The organism is Proteus sp. G2669, assembly GCF_009915245.1.
Classification (GTDB): domain Bacteria; phylum Pseudomonadota; class Gammaproteobacteria; order Enterobacterales; family Enterobacteriaceae; genus Proteus.
The window spans coordinates 129,033-153,484 of record NZ_JAABLX010000012.1 but is presented as its reverse complement, the minus strand read 5'-3'; the positions used below and the strand labels follow the sequence as shown (position 1 = coordinate 153,484).

The 24,452-nt window shown below is 34.9% G+C and carries 24 protein-coding genes; 16 read left to right on the top strand and 8 right to left on the bottom strand.

Annotated features, from left to right (window positions below; genetic code table 11):
* The first annotated feature begins 35 nt into the window (after nt 1–35).
* A complete protein-coding gene (glpK, locus tag GWI68_RS02900) occupies nt 36–1,568 on the top strand; it encodes a glycerol kinase GlpK (protein ID WP_166539333.1) in 1,533 nt (510 codons plus the stop codon).
* 101 nt (nt 1,569–1,669) lie between these two features.
* On the opposite strand, the gene emrD is transcribed toward glpK, so the two are convergent.
* Entirely contained in the window at nt 1,670–2,854 is a 1,185-nt protein-coding gene (gene emrD, locus GWI68_RS02895; protein WP_166539332.1) for a multidrug efflux MFS transporter EmrD, read from the bottom strand.
* A gap of 333 nt (nt 2,855–3,187) precedes the next feature.
* Here emrD and fpr point away from each other — a divergent pair, with 333 nt between their 5' ends.
* On the top strand, nt 3,188–3,934 hold the full coding sequence (gene fpr, locus GWI68_RS02890; protein WP_109409905.1) for a ferredoxin--NADP(+) reductase: 747 nt from the start codon (nt 3,188–3,190) through the stop codon (nt 3,932–3,934).
* Nucleotides 3,935–4,000: 66 nt separating this feature from the next.
* Here fpr and GWI68_RS02885 read toward each other — a convergent pair whose 3' ends face one another.
* Nucleotides 4,001–4,432: a DUF805 domain-containing protein gene (locus tag GWI68_RS02885; RefSeq protein WP_166539331.1), complete on the bottom strand. Its 432-nt coding sequence runs from the start codon at nt 4,430–4,432 to the stop codon at nt 4,001–4,003.
* A 97-nt stretch (nt 4,433–4,529) separates the two neighbouring features.
* On the opposite strand from GWI68_RS02885, the gene GWI68_RS02880 reads away from it, so the two are divergent.
* Nucleotides 4,530–5,165: a DUF1454 family protein gene (locus GWI68_RS02880; protein WP_166539330.1), complete on the top strand. Its 636-nt coding sequence runs from the start codon at nt 4,530–4,532 to the stop codon at nt 5,163–5,165.
* Nucleotides 5,166–5,271: 106 nt separating this feature from the next.
* Nucleotides 5,272–6,042 carry a triose-phosphate isomerase gene (gene tpiA, locus GWI68_RS02875; RefSeq protein ID WP_069366847.1) on the top strand — a complete coding sequence of 257 codons (771 nt, stop codon included), beginning with the start codon at nt 5,272–5,274 and terminating at the stop codon, nt 6,040–6,042.
* A gap of 105 nt (nt 6,043–6,147) precedes the next feature.
* Here the strand turns inward: tpiA and GWI68_RS02870 are convergent, their stop codons facing one another.
* Together GWI68_RS02870 and pfkA are read right to left on the bottom strand one after the other, a co-directional pair.
* Nucleotides 6,148–7,149 (bottom strand): sulfate ABC transporter substrate-binding protein, encoded by a 1,002-nt coding sequence (locus GWI68_RS02870; protein ID WP_166539329.1) that lies wholly within the window; start codon nt 7,147–7,149, stop codon nt 6,148–6,150.
* Between the two features lie 265 nt (nt 7,150–7,414).
* On the bottom strand, nt 7,415–8,392 hold the full coding sequence (gene pfkA, locus GWI68_RS02865; protein WP_166539328.1) for a 6-phosphofructokinase: 978 nt from the start codon (nt 8,390–8,392) through the stop codon (nt 7,415–7,417).
* Nucleotides 8,393–8,925: 533 nt separating this feature from the next.
* Here pfkA and fabG point away from each other — a divergent pair.
* Complete coding sequence (gene fabG, locus GWI68_RS02860; RefSeq protein WP_166539327.1) at nt 8,926–9,681, top strand: 3-oxoacyl-ACP reductase FabG; 756 nt, start codon at nt 8,926–8,928, stop codon at nt 9,679–9,681.
* 133 nt (nt 9,682–9,814) lie between these two features.
* Here the strand turns inward: fabG and cpxP are convergent, their stop codons facing one another.
* Nucleotides 9,815–10,378, bottom strand: coding sequence for a cell-envelope stress modulator CpxP (gene cpxP, locus GWI68_RS02855; RefSeq protein WP_166539326.1), 564 nt, complete (start codon nt 10,376–10,378; stop codon nt 9,815–9,817).
* 186 nt (nt 10,379–10,564) lie between these two features.
* On the opposite strand from cpxP, the gene cpxR reads away from it, so the two are divergent.
* From cpxR to GWI68_RS02840, 3 genes are all read left to right on the top strand, one after another.
* Nucleotides 10,565–11,263, top strand: a complete 699-nt coding sequence (gene cpxR, locus GWI68_RS02850) for an envelope stress response regulator transcription factor CpxR (protein ID WP_109409897.1) — start codon at nt 10,565–10,567, stop codon at nt 11,261–11,263.
* 12 nt (nt 11,264–11,275) lie between these two features.
* The gene (gene cpxA, locus GWI68_RS02845; RefSeq protein ID WP_166539325.1) at nt 11,276–12,643 is read left to right on the top strand and encodes an envelope stress sensor histidine kinase CpxA; all 1,368 of its coding nucleotides are present in this window, start codon (nt 11,276–11,278) and stop codon (nt 12,641–12,643) included.
* 65 nt (nt 12,644–12,708) lie between these two features.
* Nucleotides 12,709–13,602: an ATP-grasp fold amidoligase family protein gene (locus GWI68_RS02840; RefSeq protein ID WP_166539324.1), complete on the top strand. Its 894-nt coding sequence runs from the start codon at nt 12,709–12,711 to the stop codon at nt 13,600–13,602.
* Between the two features lie 10 nt (nt 13,603–13,612).
* Here GWI68_RS02840 and GWI68_RS02835 read toward each other — a convergent pair whose 3' ends face one another.
* The gene (locus GWI68_RS02835) at nt 13,613–14,602 is read right to left on the bottom strand and encodes a glycosyltransferase family 2 protein (RefSeq protein ID WP_166539323.1); all 990 of its coding nucleotides are present in this window, start codon (nt 14,600–14,602) and stop codon (nt 13,613–13,615) included.
* A gap of 560 nt (nt 14,603–15,162) precedes the next feature.
* On the opposite strand from GWI68_RS02835, the gene GWI68_RS02830 reads away from it, so the two are divergent.
* From GWI68_RS02830 to trmL, 8 genes are read left to right on the top strand one after another with little or no spacing between them, the layout of a single operon-like run.
* Nucleotides 15,163–16,464, top strand: a complete 1,302-nt coding sequence (locus GWI68_RS02830) for an oligosaccharide flippase family protein (RefSeq protein ID WP_166539322.1) — start codon at nt 15,163–15,165, stop codon at nt 16,462–16,464.
* Nucleotides 16,464–17,552, top strand: coding sequence for a glycosyltransferase (locus GWI68_RS02825; protein WP_166539321.1), 1,089 nt, complete (start codon nt 16,464–16,466; stop codon nt 17,550–17,552). Before GWI68_RS02830 ends, GWI68_RS02825 begins: the two co-directional genes overlap by 1 nt.
* Nucleotides 17,549–18,634, top strand: coding sequence for an EpsG family protein (locus tag GWI68_RS02820; protein WP_166539320.1), 1,086 nt, complete (start codon nt 17,549–17,551; stop codon nt 18,632–18,634). Before GWI68_RS02825 ends, GWI68_RS02820 begins: the two co-directional genes overlap by 4 nt.
* A gap of 2 nt (nt 18,635–18,636) precedes the next feature.
* Complete coding sequence (locus GWI68_RS02815) at nt 18,637–19,446, top strand: glycosyltransferase family A protein (protein WP_166539319.1); 810 nt, start codon at nt 18,637–18,639, stop codon at nt 19,444–19,446.
* A 4-nt stretch (nt 19,447–19,450) separates the two neighbouring features.
* Nucleotides 19,451–20,188: a glycosyltransferase family 2 protein gene (locus tag GWI68_RS02810; RefSeq protein ID WP_166539318.1), complete on the top strand. Its 738-nt coding sequence runs from the start codon at nt 19,451–19,453 to the stop codon at nt 20,186–20,188.
* Between the two features lie 31 nt (nt 20,189–20,219).
* Entirely contained in the window at nt 20,220–21,386 is a 1,167-nt protein-coding gene (locus tag GWI68_RS02805; RefSeq protein ID WP_166539317.1) for a nucleotide sugar dehydrogenase, read from the top strand.
* A 25-nt stretch (nt 21,387–21,411) separates the two neighbouring features.
* Nucleotides 21,412–22,422, top strand: coding sequence for an NAD-dependent epimerase (locus GWI68_RS02800; RefSeq protein WP_166539316.1), 1,011 nt, complete (start codon nt 21,412–21,414; stop codon nt 22,420–22,422).
* Nucleotides 22,423–22,425: 3 nt separating this feature from the next.
* Nucleotides 22,426–22,929, top strand: a complete 504-nt coding sequence (gene trmL, locus GWI68_RS02795; protein WP_166539315.1) for a tRNA (uridine(34)/cytosine(34)/5-carboxymethylaminomethyluridine(34)-2'-O)-methyltransferase TrmL — start codon at nt 22,426–22,428, stop codon at nt 22,927–22,929.
* Nucleotides 22,930–23,001: 72 nt separating this feature from the next.
* Here the strand turns inward: trmL and GWI68_RS02790 are convergent, their stop codons facing one another.
* Together GWI68_RS02790 and cysE are read right to left on the bottom strand one after the other, a co-directional pair.
* Nucleotides 23,002–23,559, bottom strand: a complete 558-nt coding sequence (locus GWI68_RS02790) for a serine acetyltransferase (RefSeq protein WP_166539314.1) — start codon at nt 23,557–23,559, stop codon at nt 23,002–23,004.
* Nucleotides 23,559–24,380, bottom strand: a complete 822-nt coding sequence (cysE, locus tag GWI68_RS02785; RefSeq protein ID WP_072064676.1) for a serine O-acetyltransferase — start codon at nt 24,378–24,380, stop codon at nt 23,559–23,561. Before cysE ends, GWI68_RS02790 begins: the two co-directional genes overlap by 1 nt.
* Nucleotides 24,381–24,452 lie beyond the last annotated feature (72 nt).

The following is a 24,452-nucleotide window of genomic DNA, read 5'->3' as shown; positions in this document are numbered from 1 at the left end:
AGCAAGATTGTTGATTATCAGAACAGGTTACTAACATGACAACAGAAACAAATACATCGAATACCGAAAAAAAATACATTGTTGCACTTGATCAGGGTACAACCAGCTCACGTGCCGTAGTTATTGATCATGATGCAAATATCGTCAGTATTTCACAACGCGAATTCACTCAAATTTATCCTAAGCCAGGCTGGGTCGAACACGATCCAATGGAAATTTGGGCAACACAAAGTGCAACCCTAGTTGAAGTATTAGCAAAAGCAGATATTCCATCTGATCATGTAGCTGGTATTGGTATCACAAACCAACGTGAAACCACCATTGTGTGGGATAAAGAAACGGGTAAACCTGTTTATAACGCCATTGTATGGCAATGCCGTCGTACTGCCGATTTCTGTACCCGCTTAAAAGATAAAGAAGGTGTTGAAGAATATATTCGTCAAAACACCGGTTTAATGGTTGACCCATATTTCTCTGGTACAAAATTAAAATGGATCCTCGACAACGTCGAAGGTATTCGTGAAAAAGCAGAAAATGGCGAATTGTTATTCGGTACTGTCGATACTTGGTTAGTTTGGAAAATGACACAAGGTCGCGTTCACGTTACCGATTTCACTAACGCTTCACGTACCATGTTATTTAACATCCACTCTTTAGATTGGGATCAGAAAATCCTCGATCTGCTGGATATTCCTCGCAATATGTTACCAAAAGTTGTGCCATCTTCTGAAGTTTATGGCCAAACAAACATTGGTGGTAAAGGTGGTACACGTATTCCTATCGCGGGTATGGCGGGTGACCAACAAGCTGCACTTTATGGTCAACTTTGCGTACAAAGTGGTATGGCGAAAAATACCTATGGTACAGGCTGTTTCTTACTGATGAATACAGGTACAGAAGCCGTTCGCTCTAATCATGGTTTGTTAACAACTATCTGCTGTGGCCCTCGTGGTGAAGTGAACTATGCCTTAGAAGGTGCTGTATTCGTTGGTGGTGCGTCCATTCAATGGTTACGTGATGAATTAAAACTCATTGATGAAGCAACCGACTCTGAATACTTCGCAACTAAGGTAAACGATACGAATGGTGTCTATGTTGTTCCTGCCTTTACCGGCTTAGGCGCACCATATTGGGATCCGTATGCCCGCGGTGCTATCTTTGGTTTAACCCGTGGCGCTAACCGTAATCATATTATTCGTGCAACCTTAGAATCTATCGCTTACCAAACACGTGATGTACTTGATGCAATGCAAGCCGATTCAGGTGCGCGTTTACAATCATTGCGTGTTGATGGTGGTGCTGTTGCCAATAACTTCTTAATGCAATTCCAGTCCGATATTTTAGGCACTCGTGTTGAACGCCCTGTTGTCCGTGAAAGTACCGCACTAGGTGCCGCATTCCTTGCGGGTCTTGCTATTGGCTTCTGGAACGATTTAGAAGAAGTTAAAAATAAAGCGGCGATTGATAAAGAATTCCGCCCTGGTATTGAAACCACTGAGCGTAACTACCGTTATAACGGTTGGAAAAAAGCGGTTGCTCGTGCACAAGAGTGGGAAGATCGCGCTTAATTAATACAACGAGTTGAGAGAGAAGTAGCCTAGGCTACAAAACCAAAATGCCGAGAAATTCTATTCTCGGCATTTTTTATTTAATTGACTACACCAATAGTCTAAATAGTATGTTCTTCATGGCTAAAACGGTGAGCCAAAGGAAGCCAACAAAGCATAATAGCCACTGACATAGCGAACATAATCATACCTAAACTAAATTGATTATGTTGTGGTAATAAGGCTGAAAACCATGTTGCAACACCTGATCCCACATTTTGTAATCCACCCACCAGTGCCCCCGCAGAGCCTGCTAAATATGGAAATGGCTCCATTGCACCCGTTGTTGCTAATGGGAATAGCATACCTGCACCAAAGAAAAATAGTGCGGCAGGTACCAGAAGAGTCCAAATATTAATGATATTTAGCCAACCGGGGATCCACATTAAAATACCAGCTGATAAACAACAAAAAACAGAGTGCCACATCAGTTGTACAAAGGTTTTACCTTCACGACCAGCATACCAAGCCCCAAAGAACGCAGCAGGGATCGGTAAAATAAATAATATACTGATAGTAATACTACTTAAGCCTAATACTCCGCCCATTAAGACACCACTTGATGCCTCAAAAACTGCAATACCTGATAATGCACAAATTAGCATAATCAAAAATGCACTGAAGGTACTATTGGAAAGCAGTAAGTAAAATGATGACAGCATTTTACGTTTCTCAACTTGTACTGGCCGAGTTTCTGGCATCCAACGATACATACAGAAAAGAACACTACTTCCCAATAATAATAAGAAGATATAACACGCATGCCAGCCAAAGAAGTGAGCCACAACACCACCAATCATCGGCGCTAATAATGGGCTAACTAAAACCCCCATGTTTAACAAACTATTAGCGTAACGTAATGCCGTACCTGTATATAAATCACGAGGTTGAGTACGCGTCATGACTCCTGCCACACCTGTTCCCATCCCTTGTAAGGTACTTGCAATAACCAGTGTGGTTAAATTTTGTGAAAAAATCGCTACCAGTGTTGATAAACAAAAAATCGTCATTCCGACTAAAATAACGGGGCGACGCCCTACTTTGTCGGAGATAGGCCCATAAATGAGCTGTGAAAAACCATAAGAAAAAAGATAAGCGCCCATTACTTGCTGTACAGCACCTGTCGGCTCACCAAAGTAAACCGCCATTTCGGCAATGACTGGAACATAGATGGTTTGTGTCATTTGACCCACAGCAACCAGTGCAATTATCAATAATAATAGATTTGCATGCTCTAACTTTCTCATTTCTTTTCTTTGCTCAGGAATTTCAAATAAATTAACGGACAGGCGTACACGACAGAGAATTTATAAAAATAAACTCTGCAAAATATACACCTTTTAAGAATGAGACTAAGTTAACAAATTTGTAGAAATTTGCGAGATAGTCAGCAATTTTTGTACATCGACTAATGTCAGAGAAAAACACCATAGTTGTCAATATAAATGTACATATTGTGTCATTCATTGACAAAAATTCAGATAAATAACATCACCACATCATCTTGATAAATAAAAAATCGCTTCCTATTTAGAATGAATAAGCGACATAAACGCATTTATCGTAAGGAGATAACCTCTATGGCAAATTGGGTGAATGGAAAAGTTATCCAAGTTAATCGCTGGACTGACACGTTAATAAGTCTTGTTGTAAATGCCCCTGTTGATAAATTTACAGCGGGGCAATTTGCAAAATTAGCATTAGATATTGATGGCGAACGAGTGCAACGTGCCTATTCTTATGTGAATGCGCCGAATGATCCTAACTTAGAATTTTATCTGGTGACTGTACCCGAAGGAAAATTAAGCCCTAAATTAAGTGCTCTAGAAATAGGGGATGAATTACTTGTCACCGAGCAAGCCAGTGGCTTTTTTGTATTAGAAGAAATTCCTAGTGCCAATACACTTTGGATGCTTTCTACAGGGACAGCCATAGGGCCTTTTTTATCGATTTTACAATTAGGCCAAGATCTGGATAGATTTGAAAATATCGTTCTTGTTCACGCGGTTCGATATGCTAATGACTTAAGTTATCTCCCATTAATGGAAAAACTTGTTGAGCGTTACCAAGGAAAATTACGTATTCAAACTATTGTTAGCCGTGAAAATCATATTAGCTCATTAACAGGTCGTATTCCTGCGTTAATTGAAAGTGGTGCCTTAGAAAAAACGGTGGGCTTAACCATTTCTCCAGAAGAGAGCCATATTATGTTATGTGGCAATCCACAAATGGTAAGAGATACCCAACAACTATTAAAAGAACAACGAGAAATGCGTAAACACTTACGCCGCAAACCAGGACATATCACCAGCGAACAATATTGGTAATATGAAAAGAAAAATAAGGGCAATTTTCTCTTTTTGCCCTTATCTGATTTATTTTAATAAAAAGGATTAACGCCAGCGACGATAATCTACTTGCTCAGTGTGTTTACCAAAGTAATTTTCACTTTGATTGCCAATAAAAACACCACAATCAAGCAACATAATCATCCCGATAAAGGAAGGTAGAAAACGCCCTATCGCCCACTGCCAAAAAGGTTCTAAACTACTTGTATCAGCCAGCCCCAACATCACAGCGAGTAAAAGTAATAAAAGCCATATTCCTCTTTTATTTCTATCATGGAGTCTTTTAGTGAAAATCGCACACAAGGGATACAGAATAAAGAAGATCAATATCCACGTTACAATGGCAGGTAATGGATAAATCATGTCATTGATAATAAAAAGGCCTGAAAAAAGAGCGAAACAAACACCTAAACCTGCCCAGAAATCACGACGTCCAATTCGTCCTTTGAATGAAAATGCCCAATGTTGTAAGGTCATAAATTCTCAATAATTTACTTAATGTGTGAATTACACTGTCCATTTAGTATCAAATAATACAGACTAGCCAATAACAGCACTGACAAACGGAGGACAGATGATAAAAGAAAGTACACTTTCTACGTTATACCTGATAATCATAAGCATTGCTCTTTGTTTGCCAACTACTGTTTTTGCAACAGGGATATCTGTCGCACAAAAACAGCCCACTAAAGATGATATTGCCTATCTTAAACAGGATGCACCCGTTTTTGAGATAACTATTCCGGAGCTACGAACAAAATTCAACCAACAAAATCCGTTGCTATCGCTTAATGAATATAAAATTATCACTAATCACGATATTGCTATTCCGCTTGTCAGAGCCGCAACTCGTATTACACCTTATATTTACTCTTCAGCGATATTAGAACGTGGCAGTGAAAAAATTAAAAGTCTGCAACTGACGCTTATCCATACATCAGACTCACCTGAATTAGAAAAAATGAACCGTGAGATCACCACACAATACATTGTGACTTTGATCGCTCAATTTGACCCTTCAATAACGCCTACACAAATTCAAGAAGTTCTCGATTTGTTTGCATTTAAAAACCAAACTCCGGCTTATGTAAGCCATAATGTTGGTGCGATCCGCTATATTATTGCGCATGAAGGTGAACAATTAACGACCTTTGCAATTGAACCGATTAAGCTTTCTTTAAACAGCAAGATCGTTTCAGCTATTCCGTGATAAAAAACAAAGCTATTCTATTCATTGTTCTCTATACTGTTGTGTATCAACAGAATTCATGTTTATTAGCAAACTAAATTTAAACCACTCGGTTGGAGGAAAAGTTATGCGCCATCCATTAGTCATGGGTAACTGGAAACTCAACGGCAGCATTCATATGGTTCATGAATTAATTGCTGCACTACGTAAAGAAGTTAGCGGTGTTGCAGGTTGTGATGTTGCTATCGCACCACCCGCAGTTTACCTATGCCAAGCACGCCATGAAATTGGCGGAAGCCGTATTGCATTAGGTGCTCAAGATACAGGTGTTAACCTATCTGGTGCTTTTACTGGTGAAACTTCAGCAGAAATGCTGAAAAACGTTGATGTTAAATACGTTATCATTGGTCACTCTGAGCGTCGTACTTATCATAAAGAATCTGACGAGTTTATCGCTCAAAAATTCGGCGTGTTAAAAGAGTTAGGTTTAACGCCTGTATTATGTATTGGCGAAACCGAAGCAGAAAACGAAGCGGGTAAAACACAAGAAGTCTGTGCTCGCCAAATCGATGCTGTTTTAAATGCACATGGTGCAGCTGCATTTAAAGATGCGGTTATTGCTTATGAACCAATCTGGGCTATCGGTACTGGTAAATCTGCAACTCCAGCACAAGCACAAGCTGTCCATAAATTTATTCGTGATCATATCGCGAAAAAAGATGCCGCTATCGCTGAACAAGTTATCATCCAATACGGTGGCTCTGTGAACGATAAAAATGCAGCTGAACTGTTTGGTCAACCAGACATTGATGGCGCATTAGTCGGTGGTGCTTCACTGAAAGCTGATGCATTTGCCGTCATCGTGAAAGCAGCAGCACAAGCTAAAGCGAAAAAATAATTTTTATCTTTCTGGCTTACGCCTTTAATGGATAAAAAATAAAGAAAATCACCTTGCTGAATATAAAACCAGAAGGTGATTTTTTTGTTTTTGCTTTATGACACATCAACGACGACTTATTTCATCAAATACACCACCTGTCGCAAAATGTATTTTCTGTGCTGATTGCCAATCACCAAAAACCTCATCAATCGTAAATAGTTCGAGTTTTGGGAAACTGTTTTGGTATTTCTCAGCGAGCACTTTATCTCTAGGACGGTAATAGTTTTTTGCTGCAATCTCTTGTCCCTGTGGTGAGTAAAGATAATCTAAGTACGCGGTGGCAATTTCTCGTGTTCCTCGTTTATCGACAATTTTATCCACTACAGATACCGTAGGCTCTGCCAGAATAGAAACCGAAGGTGTAACAATTTCAAACTTATCAGCACCTAATTCATTAATTGCTAATAATGCCTCGTTTTCCCATGCAATCAATACATCACCAATACCTCGCTCAACAAATGTATTGGTTGCGCCTCGCGCTCCTGAGTCTAACACTTCAACTTGCTGATAAAGTGCTTTCACAAATGCTTTTGCTTTTTCGTTATCTTGATGATTAGCTTTTAACCCATACCCCCAAGCAGCAAGATAGTTCCATCTTGCACCACCTGAAGTTTTAGGGTTAGGTGTAATAATGGAAACACCTGGTTTTATCAGTGAATCCCAATCTGTTATCTGCTTAGGATTTCCTTTTCTCACCAGAAAAACAATCGTTGAAGTGTAAGGCGCAGAGTTATCGGGTAGTCGTGTTATCCATTGCTTATCGATACTTCCTCTTTGTGCGATCGCATCAATATCATAGGCAAGAGCTAATGTCACAACATCTGCCTCAATACCATTGATAACTGATGTCGCCTGCTTTCCTGATCCACCATGTGATTGGCGGATAGTGATCCTATCTCCCGTTTTCTGCTGCCAATACTGACTAAATGCTTGGTTATACTGTTGATAAAGTTCCCTTGTCGGATCATAAGAGACATTTAATAACTGAATATCTTTAGCCCATAAGCTATTAGAAAAAAGTAATGCGACTAAAGTCGTTGATAATAAACCCCATTGTTTAAACATATCTCTCCATCCCCTATTGTTAAATATTTAACTAGGCTGACAGAAAGTTTTATAACGATGAAATAACAAAAAGCCGATTGATATACACAACAGGAATATAACTATCTATACAAGGGATGTTAGGCAGTATTGATGGAGAATAAGATTATTAAATGAAATGTTTTCACTCGAGAAGCTACTCTGACACGCAGACAACATGTATCAGAGTAGTTCACGAATAAGGATAGTACTCAGAAAGGCTAGGGTATTACGATAACACTATTGATTAATAGAGTTTTTTCGCTGTTTCATACCAGTCAGCTTTAAAGACACGTTTCATATTCATGACCGCATCAATAATATCATGGTGAACCAGTTTTTCATTTTGAATACCAACACAACGACCGCCATAACCTTCTAATAGCAGTTGTACAGAATAAGCACCCATACGTGAGGCTAAAATACGATCGTAAGCAACAGGAGAGCCACCACGTTGAATATGACCTAACACTGTTGCACGTGTTTCATGTTTAGTTTCAGCTTCAATAAAACGAGCTAATTCATGTACATCACAAACGTGTTCTGTGATTGCGACGATTGCATGGCGTTTACCACGTTCAATACCTGCTTTGATTTCCGCCAGCAGTTCATCGCGATCAAACGGTAATTCTGCCTCAGGCAGAACAACAAATTCACATCCACCTGCGATTGCCGCAGATAGAGTTAAGTCGCCACAATAACGGCCCATTACTTCTACGATAGAGATACGTTTGTGAGACGTTGAGGTATCACGTAAACGGTCAATTGCTTCAACTGCTGTTTCTAACGCCGTGAAATAACCAATGGTGTAGTCAGTACCTGCTACGTCATTATCGATTGTGCCTGGTAAACCGATGCAAGGAAAACCCGCTTCCGTTAATTTTTTCGCACCTAAATAAGAACCGTCACCACCAATAACAACTAAAGCATCAAGCTCATTTTGTTTCATGTTTTCAATGGCAACAGCACGCACATTGTCTTCACGGAATTCAGGGAAACGAGCAGAACCAAGGAATGTACCACCACGGTTTATCATGTCTGACACGCTAAAACGGTCGAGTTTTTTCATGCGATTTTCGTATAGCCCCATATAGCCATCCATAATCCCATAAACCTCTAAACCTTCACTTAGTGCGGCACGAACAACGCCACGGATCGCGGCATTCATTCCGGGTGCATCACCACCACTTGTTAAAACCCCAATTCTTTTGATCCCATTGACCATGATTACCTCTGATTCTTATTCGATGTAATTATTGCAAAATTGTTGGAATAACTTTTTATTTCAATATCGGCTTATCTGGTGTTATTTTCCGATATCGCAAATGCTGAATTGATTCAACAATACCATTGTACGCATATTTTTTACCAGTTCATCATTATCGTACATTTTTTTTCATAAACTTGATGCGCATTAAACTAATCAGACAGCCTGTTTAAAGTTTAGACTAGTCTATCTCAAATGTGTTTCACTAATAAGTTAACACTTTTTATACAGACACTTTACTGCCTTTTTGCATTCACCTCAAAAAAACGCTATTTATGCTAAAAAATAGCATCGGCATATTTTGATAAATATTCAGTTTTTCTCTGGTACAGCATTCTATCTGACGTTTATCTCTCGATTTCGTGATGACATCCATTCAAAGAAAAAAATTATCTAAGGTACATTTGTGACCCACAACAAAGTTCTCTGGGTGATTTACCGCTTTTCAACCTAGACTGATACAGTAGAACTTACACTTTATAGGAGGTTTTATGTTTGATTTAACGGGTAAAATCGCTTTAGTTTCAGGTGGCGCAAAGGGTATTGGCAAAGGTATCGTTATCGCACTAAAAAACAGTGGTGCGAAAGTGATTATTGCGGATATTGATGATGTAGCTGGTAATAAAACAAAAGATGAATTAGATGTAGGTTTTATGCATCTTGATGTCACTCAGCAATCTGCCTGTGAAAAAGTCATTGATGATGTCGTAAAAGAGTATGGCAAACTTGATATTCTTTGTTCCAATACTGGCATTTTCCCTCAAGCAACTATTAAAGAGATGACTGAAGCTGATTGGGATAAAATGCATACAGTTAACCTTAAAGGTATGTTCTTTTTAGTGAAGGCAGCACTTCGTGTCATGGAAAAACAAAAACAAGGTCGTGTGATTATCACGTCATCCATTACGGGAGCAATCACAGGCTATCCTGGTTGGAGCCACTACGGCGCAAGTAAAGCAGGACAACTTGGCTTTATGCGTAGTGCAGCATTAGAATATGCGCGTCATGGTATTACCATTAATGCTGTGATGCCGGGAAATATCCTCACTGAAGGCTTGCAAGCCCAAGGCGAAGCGTATTTAAATCAAATGAAGGCTTCTATCCCAACACATACTTTAGGTGAGCCAGAAGATATCGGCTACGCCGCCGCCTTCTTTGCCTCAAATGAAGCAAAATATATTACAGGCCAGACAATTATCGTCGATGGCGGACAGATTTTACCTGAATCTCCTGAGGCGTTGTTGTAGGTCTGGACAAAAAAAAGCCCCTCTCCAGAGGGGCTGCAAAAGACAGGGATGGTGTCTATGGCAAGGAAAAAACTTCGTTGTTGCTACTTACTCTCTAACTAGGTACTGCTGCACTACACTCTTACTTACTTCGTTACTGATTTTGTTGACCTTGTTGGTCAAAATCTGACATTTGCTGTTGGTAATTCTTTTCCAACTGCGCTTTCTGTTCTGGGGTTAATAACTGATACATCTGATTATGGACTTTCGCCATTTCAACATGGCGCTCAATTGCTTGTTTATCCATATCTTGCATTTGTGCTCTTACTGCTGCTTCATCAAATTGAGGTGCAGTAACTAATTTATGCATATTCTCATGACGTTGACGGTAGTTTCCGTTATATCTGCCTTGATGATGCTGGCGCATTAAATCGCGCATTTGGGTACGTTGTTGCTCAGTTAATGTGATTCCGTTAAACATATGAGATCCGCCATAATTGCGATCCATCATTTGTCCACCGTTATTCATCATATGGCCACGTTGTCCGCGGTGACCTCTATAATCACGGTCGCCATGCATACCATAGCCATAACCGCAGTGATAATTACCATTATATTGTTGCTCAGTAGGCGGATTGGTATTTGCTGTTTCAGCTAATACCACTGTCGGAGCTGCTAAAAACATTGATGCTAATGCAACTACTGCTACTTTACGCATTGCTCTTACTCCTAAACTCGGTGATTAATACCGACCTAATTAATGCTACCTAAATATGTGTAATTCTTTGCTATGTGGATTACTATACCGTTGCGGCTGCAAACTAGCGTCAGAGCGTGTAAAAGAACGTAAAGTCATAGATTCGCGCTATTTATTATCGTATTTTTCTCTTGGAGGAATTGACGAATGCATAAAATCTTATTAGTGGATGACGATCGCGAATTAACATCGCTATTGAAAGAATTGCTTGAAATGGAAGGCTTTAATGTTGTAATCGCCTCTGATGGCGAACAAGCACTTAAACTTTTGGATGCTTCTATCGACTTGTTATTACTGGATATTATGATGCCACGTAAAAACGGGATTGAGACACTCAAAGAGTTACGCCAAAATTTCCAGACCCCTGTCATCATGTTAACGGCAAGAGGCAGTGATCTTGACCGAGTACTTGGCTTAGAGCTTGGTGCTGATGACTATTTACCAAAACCTTTTAATGATAGAGAGCTAGTTGCTCGTATCAGAGCTATTTTACGTCGTTCTAACTGGAGCGAACAAAAACAGACTGATAGCAATACATCTCCAACACTACAGGTTGATAAACTACAACTTAACCCAGGCCGACAAGAAGCGAGTTTTGATGACGAACCGCTAGAGTTAACAGGAACTGAGTTTACTTTGCTTTATCTACTTGCTCAGCATTTGGGGCAAGTCGTATCACGCGAACATCTAAGTCAAGAAGTGCTTGGTAAGCGCTTAACACCTTTTGATAGAGCGATTGATATGCATATTTCCAATTTACGCCGTAAATTACCAGAAAGAACAGATGGACAACCGTGGTTCAAAACGTTACGTGGCCGTGGTTATCTGATGGTTTCAATAACTTGATAAATATTTTTTATGATAAATAGTCTGTCAGCGCGTATTTTTGCAATATTCTGGCTGACGCTAGCATTAGTTCTGGTGCTAGTTATGATGGTTCCAAAGCTGGACTCGCGCCAGCTTACCCCTCTTTTAGAGAGTGAGTACCGTCAAGGTGTTATGCTAGAACAACATATCGAAGCGGAATTAGCTCAAGATCCCGCTAACGATCTCCTTTGGTGGCGTCGATTAATTCGCGCTATTGATAAATGGGCTCCACCTGGTCAGCGTTTAATTATCGTGACCAGTGAAGGACGCATTATCGGTGCTCAACGTAATGAGATGCAGGTTGTCAGAAACTTTATTGGTCAATCTGATAACGCCGATCACCCTAAAAAGAAAAAATATGGCCGTTCTGAGATGTTAGGGCCATTTTCAGTAAGAGATGGTGAAGATCATTACCAGCTTTATCTTGTTCGTCCATCAAGTAGCCCTCAATCTGACTTTATCAACTTATTATTTGATAAACCGTTATTACTACTCATATTTACCATGCTTATCAGCACACCGTTATTAGTGTGGCTTTCTTGGAGCCTAGCAAAACCGGCAAGACAACTTAAAAATGCGGCTGATGATGTTGCGAAAGGTAATTTACGCCCTCACCCTGAACTAGAAACAGGCCCTCAAGAATTTTTGGCAGCAGGTACCAGCTTTAATCAGATGATAAGTGCTCTTGAACGCATGGTTGAGGCACAACAACGGTTAATTTCTGATATTTCTCACGAACTACGAACACCATTAACACGCTTACAATTAGCGAGTGCATTATTACGTCGTCGTAGTGGAGAAAGTAAAGAGCTAGAGCGTATTGAAACTGAAACTCAGCGTCTTGATGGCATGATTAATGATTTACTCGTTCTTTCACGCAACCAGCATAAAAACGAGTTATTACGCGAAACAGTAAAAGCCAACGAATTGTGGGATGACATTTTAGATAATGCCAAATTTGAGGCTGAACAAAGTAATAAGACCCTACAAGTCACAACTCCTCCGGGAGCATGGCCTATTTACTGCAATCCATATTCACTTGCTAGTGCATTTGAAAATATTGTTCGTAATGCTCTACGTTATTCAAACTCTCGCATTGAGGTTGCATTTACTGAACAAAACCAAGGTATCACTATTATTGTTGATGATGATGGTCCAGGTGTTAGTCCTGAAGATAGAGAGCATATCTTCCGACCGTTCTACCGAACAGATGAAGCAAGAGATCGTGAATCAGGGGGTACTGGCTTGGGGTTAGCTATTGTAGAAACAGCCGTAAGCCAACATCGAGGTCATGTTAAAGCTGATGATAGCCCATTAGGTGGGTTAAGGGTTGAGATTTGGTTGCCAAAAACAAAGTAAAATCTATCTAAATGTGATTTTTAGCCTTAAAATACGATTTTGCTAAATTATATTTTATTACCTTTATGAATAAATACCTGAAAATTTTAAGAAATAAATTACGTTATAAATATTGTGATACTTTTCCAGAATTAGTAACTAAATCAATATATAAAGAACGAATGAGGAAAACTCTAAATTTAGATTTTCCACAAACATTTAATGAGAAATTACAGCACCTAAAGTTAAATTTATATAAAAATAACCCATTAGTCACAAAATGTGCAGATAAATACGCTGCTCGAGAATATGTTAAAGATTGTGGTTGCGAAGAAATACTTAATGAAATCCATCAAGTATGGGATCAACCTGACGATATTAACTTCTCTGAGTTGCCTAATAAATTTGTACTAAAATGCAATCATGGTGCAGGTTATAATATCATTTGCAGAGATAAAGATAAGATATCCCCAGATAACATTAGACAAACATTAACAACTTGGCTAAATGAAGACTATTGGCGATTAGCTGTTGAATTTGTTTATAAGGATATCTCTAAAAAAATAATTTGTGAAAAATTCATAGAAACAAAAAATAATGAACTTCCATATGATTACAAATTATTCTGTTTTCATGGTGAACCTTTGTTTGTCATGATCTGCACTGAAAGAGAATCACAACACCCTAAATTCTATTTTGTTAACAAAGAATGGGAATTATTACCTTATGGTATTGATTATAAAAATAGTGAAGTATCTACTGTTTTAGATAAACCTCAAAACTATCAAAAACTCTTTGAATATGCTGAAAAACTATCCAAACCATTTCCTTTTGTTAGAGTCGATTTATACCTAAATAGTGGTGTAATTCATTTTGGAGAATTAACCTTTATTCCGTCAGCAGGTATGGATAAAGAATTAAATAATGAAGAAAACAAAAATGTTGATCTAATATTTGGAAATTACCTAAAACTAAACTAAGGGCGGACCCTTAGTTTAGAGCCTTAATCATTTTCCTATTCATTAAGTAAATAAGCCTTGCTTTGACTTTCATATAAGGATAAAAAAGGCTTTTTTTCTCACAACGCCGAAATAATGATACTTTTTTTCGCACAATAGCAACTTCAAGATTTTTGTAAAAATAAGGGCAAAGTTCTTTATTTTTAGTTCTTATTTTATCCAAAATTACATCACATTCTTTTATATTACATAAACTTAATTCTTCATTTGAAAAATTTAAGTTGTATAATACATTTTTGCTGGCTTCTATATTAAACATACTTAACGCATTAATTTGTGCTTTTATAGCAAATGAGGTTTGTGTACTAAAGTAGTTCTTTCTATTTCTTTCTGGATGAATTCTGTATTTTAATAATGCCTCTTCTAGATTAGAAAAAATATTTTCCTGATTTAGCTTTAATAAATTGACCCAGAGCCCATAATCTTGAGCATATTGATAATCTTCTGGGTATACAATTTTATTTTGTTTAATGAAATCAGATCTAAATATGACTGTAGGATGATAAAAATTAGTTCCAAAAATCAATCCAGCAGCTATTGCATTATGGCTTGTTGGAAGAATCATGAATTTGTCATCTTGTTCATAAATTTCCATCGATGTACCACAGACCATAATGTTTTTATGGTCTTCCATAAACTCAAACTGCTTTTGAAGGCGAGTTGGATATGAGTAATCATCAGCATCCATTCGAGCAATATAATCACCAGACGCAAGTAAAAAACCTTTGTTCAAAGATTTAGCTAACCCGATATTAGATGCATTAGTATACACTTTTACTCTGCTATCTTTCTCTTCATATTCTTTTAAAATATCAATAGACAAATCGGTAGAACCATCATTAATGATGATAAATTCAAAATCTTTAAAAGTCTGATTTAAAATAGAATCTATAGCTTCATTCAAATGTATTGAATCATTATATACTGACATCAACACGCTGATTTTATAGGTATTTTTCATTTTACACTTAAAGTTTCTTACTCTTATAAACGATTACTATAAAGGAAGGAATGAGATTAGTGAATACCGCCGTGATTAGAATTCTGAAGAAGTTCTTGCAGTAGCATGAGAATAACACACTAAAGTAAATAATAACCGATAACATGGATCACGAACAGAAACTTAACCATTGGAAACAAACAAATAGAGTAATTAAATTGTTGTATCAAAACATCCTACCACCTATTGATGAATAGGTGGCATATTCTTTTCATTAACGTTTGTTGATGTAATTCAGAATGATCTGGCTGAATCGACAGCTATTCCAGTATTTATATATCCTCAATCAATGCTAAAATACCCAGCTATTACTTGACCGTCTGGTTTGAAGAGTCTACTCTCAGTGCGGTTTTTAGCATATTGATAAAGTATGCTTATATAATAAAGTCTTTATATTACAATGATATAAGGATTTTTCGAGATGAATCTTGGCGCTCTGGGAGCCGTAAACCCAGTGCGGTAGCTTTTCTTTGTTTATATAGTTTTTTAGCTATTAAATGTTCTATTTAATCAAAAAGATAATGAAAAAAAATATTCTATTAAAACAATCGTTTATATATTTATCTTCTAATATATTAAATGCATCTATTCCTTTTGTGTTATTACCCGTATTTAGTTATTATTTATCTACTGAAGAATATGGCAAAATAGCAATTTTTCAGATTCTTTTATCTGGATTAAATGCTATTATAGGATTAAATACCACCGGAGCTGCTAGTAGAAAGTTCTTTGATACAAAAGATAATAAAATACTAATACAATATAATAATTCAAGTTTTATTATTCTATTTCTAAGTTCAATTGTTATATTTATCTTATTTTATTTATTTTCTGACAGTTTTATTTCATTTTTTAACATTCCAAAAGAATGGCTTGTATTTGCTATTTTTTCATCCACTCTAGACTATATATTAAGATTCAAATTAACTCAGTTGCAAATAAGAAATAAAGCATTTCAATATGGAGCAATTCAAGTTAGTAATAGCTTTTTAAGTTTTACCATATCAATTTTTTTAATTGTTTTTTTAAATTTTGGTGCAGAAGGTAGAATTTATGGGATTTTAATCACATCCTTTGTTACAGCTATCTTATGTTTTATTTCACTGTATAAAAATAATTTATTGTCAACAAAAGAAAGCTCTCTATTTTATATTAAAGATAATTTATATTTTGGAATTCCACTAGCTCCTCACATACTTGGGGTTTTTCTATTAAGTTCTATTGATAGATTCATAATAAATAAAGAATATGGTTTATCAGAGGCAGGAATATATATGATGGCTGTTCAAGTTAGCTTAGCTATTATTTTAGTCTTCGATGCTTTAAATAAAACCTTCATGCCATATTTATTCCAACAATTAACAAATGTAAATATGAATACAGAAATAAAAAATAAAATCATTATTTATTCATATATTTTCTTTATATTTTGTATAATATCAGGATTATTAGCATCCATAATTTCTCCATATATAATTAGTTTTATAGCTGGTTCTAAATACTTAAAAGCTCAAGAAATTGTCTTTTGGTTATGTATAGGACAAAGTTTTCAAGGGTTATATTTAGTAGTAACCAACTATATCACTTATGTCAAAAAAACATACTTGCTCTCTCTAATTACTATTATATCAGGCTGTATAAATATAATATTAATTTTTATATTAATCAGAAAATATGAACTAATTGGAGTTAGTTATGCATTCTGCATATCTATGTTTATAAGGTTTATTCTCACTTGGGCTGTATCTAACTGGGTATATCCTATGCCATGGAACATATTGAAACTTACTTATTTTAATAACAAACATAAAAAGCGTATCTAATGAAAAAAATACTTTTTATTATTCCATCATTAACTGGTGCTGGAGCAGAAAGAATTATTACTCACTTAATAAATAATATTAATAAAGAAAAATTTAATATAGAGTTGTTACTTGTTTTTGATGTAAAGCATACATTTTTAGAGAAAATAACCTCAAATATCAAAATATATGAATTAAAGAAAAATAAGAGTTTAAAGTTTTGCTTATTTGATATACTGAAGTCAGTAAAAAAAATAAAACCTGATACTGTTTTTATTGGTTCAGGTCATTTAGGCCTACTTCTAAGCCCTTTAATTATATTTAATAAGAAAGTAAAATGGATAGTCAGAGAAACTAATTTTGCAAGTTTAAATACAACTAAATATTTAGCTAAAGTATTTTATAATCTTTTTTATAAAAACTACGACCTAATAATTGCCCAGTGTGATGACATGAGAAAAGATCTAATTAATATATTTAATATACCATCTCATAAAATCCACACAATAAACAATCCAATTGACACGGATTATATTGACTCTCAATTATCATGTAATATAAATGAAAAAATAGAACTTTCTGAAAATAAAATTAATATTATTGCATGTGGTCGATTAACTTATCAAAAAGGCTTTGATTTACTATTAAAAAACATATCCAAAAAAAAATTAAGTTCTAATAAGTACCATTTGACAATTATAGGAGTTGGAGAAAATGATAAAAGAGATATTAGTATTAAGTTACATAAAATAGTTGTTAAATATAATTTAGAAAGTATTGTCTCGTTTGTTGGTTTTAAAGATAATATATATAACTGGCTTGAAAAGGCAGATGTATTTATTTTAAGTAGTAGATTTGAAGGTTTTCCCAATATTTTATTAGAAGCAATATACTGTGGAACACCAGCTATATCCAATATATGCCCAGGAGGAATAAATGAAATTATAAATGAGAGTAATGGTATTGTTTTTGATATTGAAAAAGAATTAGTTGCAGATAAAATAGAAGAGCTATTAAATATTAATTTTTCAAGAGAAACACTAAAAAAATCCATCAAAAATAAATATGGCATTAAAGAAATCATATACCTTTATGAGAAAATATTATGATTTTCCATTTTATCATATATAATTTTATATTACTATTTTCCACTTTTTTTGCTTACCTTTATAGTAAGGAAAACAATAAAGCTTTATCTTACTTTTTTATATTAACATCATTATTAATTATTATTATTCCAACTATACTTAGATATGATGTGGGGCCTGACTATAAAGGATATATAGGTATATTTACTGAGATACAAAAAGGAATTGATAAACCTTGGTATGTTGAATATTTATTTTATTACATGAGTAATTTATTTTCTTTTAGTAAACATGGTTATGTGTATGTGTTAGGTGGCTATTTCATTTGTAGTATTATTTTAATACTCAATTTATCTAGTAAAAATAATATCCATTATGTATTATTATTTTTCATTACATTAAATGTTGGATATTTTACTTTTGATGATCAAGTAAGGCAGGCATTAGCAATGTCAATTTTTGCCTACTCAATGAAATATATAAAGTCAAATGAATTTATTAAATATACTATAATTTGTTTAATTGCTAGTATTTGTCATACTTCAGCTCTTTTGATGATACCATTTTTTTATATAGTGAAAATAAAATGGCCCAAACATATAATGCTTATTATTATTTTAGTTTCAATTATATCATTTTATCTTGGTTGGATTAATATAGTAATAAAACAGTTATTTTCAATTCTTCCTATATATAAAAACTACGCTTATAATAACAATTATACTAATGTAGGAGAAGCCGTTGGTAGTGGGCTAGGTGTATTATTGAATGTTTTCATTTTTTCTATTTGCATTCTTTCATCAAATAAAAAAATTAATTACAAACTAGTAAACTTCATTTTTTTTGGTATAATACTACTTTTAATTTCATCAGGAAACCTTAACATATCTAGAATGTCAAAATATTTTCTAATATTTAGTATATTTGTTCTTGCTGATATATTATCAACATCTAAAGATATTTTATTTAAAATAAGTATAACTATATTTCTTATTCTGTTTTTTCAAATATCCATATATAAAAGACATGCCGTTAATCTAGAATATCAATCTATATTCAATGTTAATTATGAACATAATATAACTAGAGATCGAGATTATTAAAAATGAAAGTAGAATTTTTAGTAGCAACAACAAACAGAACAGATTTAAAGTTTATAGATAGAATTTTCCAGAACATTAATATTGATGATATATATATATTGGTAATAAATCAATGTATAGATATCCCTTTACCATCAAAAATAGATATCCCCCATGATAATATTAGAGTTCTATCTGTAACTGAAAAAGGAACATCTGTTAGTCGAAACCTTGCTATTAAAAATATGATAGGAGATATATGTACATTTACAGATGATGATTTAATTTATGAAAAAGGTATAATAGAAAAAATAATTAATAATTTTCAACAAAAAAATACTGATATTATTACCTTCAAAACGGGTATTATTAACTCTAATAAAGATATAAAATATTATAAAAATAATCATTTTAAACATACTTTTCGTTCATTATTATCTATTGGTGATTGGGAAATATTTTTCAAAAGTAATATTATTAAAGCTAAAAATATCTTATTAGATGAAAGGTTTGGATTAGGTTGTAAATATCCAGCTTGTGAATATCATATATTTATAACTGATTGTTATAAAAAGGGAATTGATATATCTTATATACCTATAGTTGTTGTACGGCATCCTGATATTATTAGCACTGGATTAAAATTCACCCCTATTTTAGAAATTTCTAGAGGAGCTGGTTTTGCCAGAATACTAGGATATAAATCATTAATAGCCAGTATATTCTTTGCAATTAAAAAACATCCTTTATATAAAGAAAAACATTCTTTTTTTAAAGAATGTTACTTCTTAATAAAAGGCAATATAAAGATATTACTTTCTAAAAAAAAATAATATTATGAAAAATGAAACCTTCTCAATTATCATGCCAGCTTATAATGCTGAAAAAACTATCGAAAGCAGTATTCAGTCTGTATTTTCACAAACATATTCTGATTATATATTGTATATTGTAAATGACTGTTCAACAGATAATACAAAAGAAATATTATCCAAGTACAATAAAAATAATAAAATAGTTATTATTAATAACAATGTAAATATGGGTGTTGCTGAATCAAGAAATTTAGCAATAAATTTATGTACTGGACATTATATTGCATTTTTAGATAGTGATGATTTATGGGAAAAAGAGAAACTAGCCCAACACTTAAAATACTTTAATATGGGTTGGAATGTAGTCTGTTCTAACTATGGAACCTTTAATGAAAATAATATTACTAATTACAGAAAATCACCTGAAATATTTTCATTTAATGATTTACTGAAAACTTGTCATATAGGAAATTTAACTGGTACATATAATGCCAAAAAACTTGGTAAATTTTATCAAAAAAAAATTGGACATGAAGATTATTTAATGTGGTTAACGATTTTAAAAAAATGTGATAAAGCTTATTGTATTCAACAATTTTTAGCTAAATATAGAATAAGTAATCAATCTCTTTCTGGGAATAAATATCATGCCATAAAATGGCAATGGAATATTTACAGAAATGAGTTGAAATTACCATTAATCAAGAGTGTGTACTATTTTTTTCATTATATTTTTAATGCAATAAAAAAAAGATTATAAATAACTCTTAACATTTGAAAGTGATATTAATATGAAAATAACCATCTCAGGAACCGGCTATGTCGGTCTATCTAACGGGGTACTTCTTTCCCAAAACAACAAAGTTGTTGCGTTAGATATCAATAAAGAAAAAGTTGAATTACTTAACAAAAAAATCTCGCCAATTTCTGATAAAGAAATCGAAGAATTTTTAGCAACCAAAGAGCTCGACTTTACGGCTACATTAGATAAAGAATTCGCTTATAAAGATGCTGATTTTGTTATCATTGCAACACCTACTGATTACGATCCTAAAACAAACTATTTTAACACCTCATCGGTAGAGTCTGTTATTCGTGATGTTTTAGAATATAATCCAAATACGACAATGATTATTAAATCAACCATTCCTGTTGGTTTTACAAAAGAAATGAGAGAGAAATATAATACGGATAATATTATTTTCTCACCAGAATTCTTACGTGAAGGTCGTGCACTTTACGATAATTTATACCCATCTCGTATTGTTATTGGTGAACAATCAGAAAGAGCACAAAAATTTGCAGACCTTTTACAACAAGGTGCACTGAAAAAAGATATTGATGTTCTGTTCACTGACTCTACAGAAGCAGAAGCGATTAAATTATTTGCTAATACTTATTTAGCACTGCGTGTTGCTTACTTTAATGAATTAGATAGCTATGCTCAAGCTTATGGCTTAAATGCAAAACAAATCATTGAAGGTGTTTGCTTAGATCCTCGTATCGGAAATCATTATAATAACCCATCGTTCGGTTATGGTGGTTACTGTTTACCAAAAGATACCAAACAACTGTTAGCAAACTACGACTCTGTTCCTAATAATATTATTAGTGCTATCGTTGAAGCTAACCGTACTCGTAAAGATTTTATTGCCGACTCAATTATCGCTAAATCACCAAAAATCGTAGGTGTTTATCGTTTAATTATGAAATCTGGCTCTGATAATTTCCGCTCTTCTTCTATCCAAGGCATTATGAAACGCATTAAAGCCAAAGGAATTGAAGTGGTGATTTATGAACCTGAAATGAAAGAAGAAACCTTCTTTAACTCAAGATTAGTTCGTGATTTAAATGAGTTTAAAGCTATGTCTGATGTCATTATTACCAATAGAATGTCATCAGTGCTAAACGACGTTGAAGAAAAAGTTTATACTCGTGACCTATTTGGTAACGATTAATTAATAAATATGGGTTAATTACGTAATGAAATATTTAGTCACTGGTGCAGCAGGATTCATTGGTTTTCATCTAATAAAAAAACTAATCCAACAAGGTGAAATTGTTGTTGGTATCGATAATCTCAATGATTATTATGATGTCTCCTTAAAAGAATCTAGGCTTAACATTCTGAATAAACTACATAATTTTTCATTTTCTCTTATTGATCTAGCTGATAGAGAAAAAATAGCTAGCCTATTTGAAACTGAGAAGTTTGATAAAGTTATTCATTTAGCTGCACAAGCTGGGGTTAGATATTCACTAATTAACCCATTTTCTTACGCTGATAGCAATTTAACTGGCTTTCTGACAATCTTAGAAGGTTGTCGTCACAACAATATTAAACATCTTGTTTATGCTTCTTCCAGTTCTGTTTATGGCTTAAATGATGAATTACCATTTTCACCTCATGATCAAGCTAATCACCCTGTTTCTTTATATGCGGCAACGAAAAAAGCTAATGAATTAATGGCTCATAGCTATTCTCATTTATATGGTATACCAACAACTGGATTACGCTTTTTCACCGTCTATGGTCCTTGGGGTCGCCCTGATATGGCATTATTTAAATTTACAAAAGCTATTATCAACGATGAGCCTATTGATATTTATAATAATGGTGAAATGAAACGAGACTTTACTTATGTTGAAGATATTGTGGAAGGTGTTGCTCGCATCGCTGATGTAATACCAGTACCACAGCAAGATTGGAAAGTCAGTACAGGCACTCCTGCTAATAGTTCAGCACCTTATAAAGTCTATAATATTGGTAATGGTTCTCCAGTTAATTTAATGGATTATATTAGTGCATTAGAAGCTCACTTAGGAAAAACTGCAGATAAAAATATGTTACCAATGCAACCTGGTGATGTTTACACCACATGGGCAGACACTGAGGATTTATTTAAAGCAACTGGCTATAAACCTCAAACAAGTGTAGATGAAGGCGTAAAACAGTTCGTTGATTGGTATAAAAATTATTATCAAGTTAAATAAACCATGCTCAATATCGTCTTATTTGAACCCGAAATTCCACCGAATACGGGTAATATTATCCGCCTGTGTGCTAACACAGGCTTTCATCTTCATTTGATCCAACCATTGGGCTTTACTTGGGATGATAAACGTCTTCGTCGTGCAGGGCTTGATTATCGTGAATTTGCTGATATTAAACAGCACCACGATTACTATACTTTTTTAGAAAGTGAAGGTTTAAACCCTGATAATGCACAATCGCCAACTGGCGCACGTGTATTTGCGTTAACGACAAAAGGCACACCAGCACATAGTAATGTGAGTTATCAAGATGGAGATTATCTCCTTTTTGGACCTGAAACCCGTGGTTTACCGCCTTATGTGTTAGACAATATGCCAACACAGCAGAAAATCAGAGTTCCAATGCTTGCAGATAGCCGTAGTATGAACCTATCAAATACCGTTGCGGTTGTGGTTTTTGAAGCATGGCGTCAACTTGGTTATCCTGGTGCATTACTAAGAGACTGAAATGTAAAAAGCGCTGATCATAAATAATGACTAGCGCTTTTTTTAATTTCAAACGACTAAAAATCTAACTTATTACTCTGATGATTGTCTGATTTCGGCGACAACTTTAGTAATATACCGACACCCTTCCCCTACATCCTTTAATACCAATGCGTGAGCACCAATCACCGCATTATCACCAATCTCTATCTCTCCGCCGATAATCGAAGAATTACAACCAATATAAACATGGTTGCCAACTCGAATATCTGCTTTGCCATCCTTCTCTTTTACTCCAATGGTGACACCTTGCATTAACGTCACATTCTCACCTAACTGACAGTAATTAGTCAGTACAATCCCTATGGGATGAGGTAATGAAAGGCCTTTACCTATGCGCGTTCTTAATGAGATATCGTTGCAATATTTACGATTGTTTTTAGCACCAATACGAATGCCTAATTTTTTAAGAAAACGATTTTTAGAAAAATAAAAGAATTGGGCGACACGCCACCAAAATAGATAACGTGAACGTTGGCAGAAAAAGACGCGATGAAATAGTCTTATCCAACTAAAAGGCTTGTTATCACCAATATACTCGGCGTGTAAACAAGCCTTAAGTTCAGAGAGCGTAACTTCAGTTAATGCCATTAAATGCCATCACCACATTCAAATCCCGGTACCACACCATTAAAGTGTTGATCCATATCGAGTGAAGGCTTGTCACTCGTTGGCTTACCAACAATACGGGCAGGAACACCAGCAACGGTAGTGTGTGCAGGAACTTCATGTAAAACGACTGATCCTGCGCCAATTTTGGCACCGCGACCAATCTCAATATTACCGAGTATTTTAGCACCTGCACCAATCATCACACCTTCACGTACTTTAGGATGACGATCACCACAAGTTTTACCTGTTCCACCTAAAGTCACAGATTGTAAAATAGAAACATCGTTCTCTACGATAGCCGTTTCACCAATGACAATGCCCGTTGCGTGATCAAGCATAATACCGTGACCAATACGTGCAGCAGGGTGAATATCGACACCAAAAGTCACAGAGATTTGATTTTGCAGATAAACGGCAAGCGCTTTACGATCTTGGTTCCATAACCAATGGGCTATACGATAAGCTTGTAGCGCATGAAACCCTTTTAAATAAAGTAGTGGCGTAGAGTATTTATCAACTGCAGGGTCGCGTAAACGAACGGCTGAAATATCATAAGCCGCTGATTCAATCATAGAATTATCGCTACGATATGCTTCTTCAACAATCTCACGAACGGCGATCGCAGGCATCGTCTGGGTTGCCAGCTTATTCGCCAACATATAACTTAAGGCGCTACCTAAGTTTTCATGTTTGAGTAATGTCGCATGGAAGAAACTCGCCAAAATTGGCTCACAATCTGCCAAACATCTTGCTTCATTTTTAATATGATCCCAGACTCTTTTTAGCTCTTCTAGCGACATACTCACTCTCATTCTTTTTACATTGAAGCCTAAGTAAAAACTTAGGCTTTTTATGTTTAAAACAGAAATAAA